At 66.1% G+C, this 1353-nt stretch carries 2 protein-coding genes; both read right to left on the bottom strand.

All coding sequences use genetic code 11. From position 1 onward, the window contains the following. Nucleotides 1-650: transglutaminase-like domain-containing protein (locus BLW78_RS30675; RefSeq protein WP_091684096.1), on the bottom strand; the 650-nt coding region annotated here is incomplete at its 3' end. A 240-nt stretch (nt 651-890) separates the two neighbouring features. Beyond that, a partial coding sequence (locus tag BLW78_RS30670) for a TCP-1/cpn60 chaperonin family protein (RefSeq protein ID WP_280141984.1) occupies nt 891-1353 on the bottom strand: 463 nt, incomplete at its 5' end.

Genomic DNA, 1353 nt, shown 5'->3' with positions numbered 1-1353 from the left:
CCGAGAAAGACCTCCATCCAGGCGGCAAAATCGCCGGGCGCATGGGGCAGCGGCAGACCGATGTCGCTGACATATCCGTTGCAGTAGCGTGCCGGGATGTTGAGACACCGGCAGAACGCGATCGCCAGATGCGCATAATCACGGCAGACGCCCCGCTGCTCCTCGAATGCATCGAAGGCCGTCCGCGTTGCCCGCGCATGCTCGTATCCGAAGGTAATTCGATCATGGACGTAGTCGCAGATCGCCTGCACACGCCCCCAGCCCGGCGGCAGGTGGCCGAACAGATCCCAGGCGATCGATGACAGACGATCGGTCTCACAGTACCGACTGCCGAGGAGGAACAGCACCGTGTCCGACGGCAACGTCTCGATGGCGGTCTCCCCAGCGTTGAAGACCTCCGGGTCGCCGCCGCCGGGGTCCCGCACGATCGTGTCGGTCCGCAGCTTGAAGCGGCCAGCCGGGGCAACCATGCGGCTGCACCAGTTCCCAAAACTGTCACGGTAGCCCTGGACCGGTACAGCGGGGGTCGTGATTAAGTAGTCGGGTCGTTCGAGATCCGAGAAGCGCGATGCGTGGATGTTAAGCGTCGCGATGATGGGGGTGGGCTGCGGGAACTCGTAGGTCATCTCGCAGCCGACGAGAATGCGCATGTGCGTTGCCCTCAGACTTATTTCGGTATCGGCCGCCGCAGCCTCCCGCGACTTGAGCCGCCTCACCGCGCGAGACGCGGGCTTCGATTTCGATGATACAGCGCCGATAGACGGGAACGCCTCGATCCCGTGCACCCGCAGGACCGGAGCGGGGCCGGTCCCCTCATCCGGCCCACGTGAAGCGCCCCCGACGAGCCGGCATCCGGCTCATCGAGTATCACCCAGACTTAGTCGGGCAGATCAGAAGTCCATGCCGCCCATGCCACCACCGCTCGGCATCGGCGGGGCCTCCTTCCGCGGAGCCTCGGCGATCATGGCCTCGGTGGTCACCAGCAGGCCGGCGACCGAAGCCGCGCCCTGAATGGCCGCACGGACCACCTTGGCCGGATCGACGATGCCGGCCCGAAGCATATCAACATACGCTTCGGTCTGGGCGTCGAAGCCGAAGGTCGAGGAGGCATCAGCCAGGATCTTGCCGACCACGATCGAGCCCTCGACGCCCGCGTTCTGGGCGATCTGGCGGAGCGGGGCCTCAAGAGCCTTGAGGACGATCTTGATGCCGGCCTGCACGTCGGGGTTGTCGTTCGAAAGAGCCCGAACAGCTGCCGTGGCGCGCAGCAGCGCGGTGCCGCCGCCCGGGACGATGCCTTCCTCGACCGCCGCGCGGGTGGCGTTGAGGGCGTCGTCGACGCGGTCCTTCTTC

This window comes from Methylobacterium sp. 275MFSha3.1, from assembly GCF_900108435.1.
In the GTDB taxonomy this organism is placed as follows: domain Bacteria; phylum Pseudomonadota; class Alphaproteobacteria; order Rhizobiales; family Beijerinckiaceae; genus Methylobacterium.
This window is presented reverse-complemented; position numbering and strand designations above follow the sequence as displayed.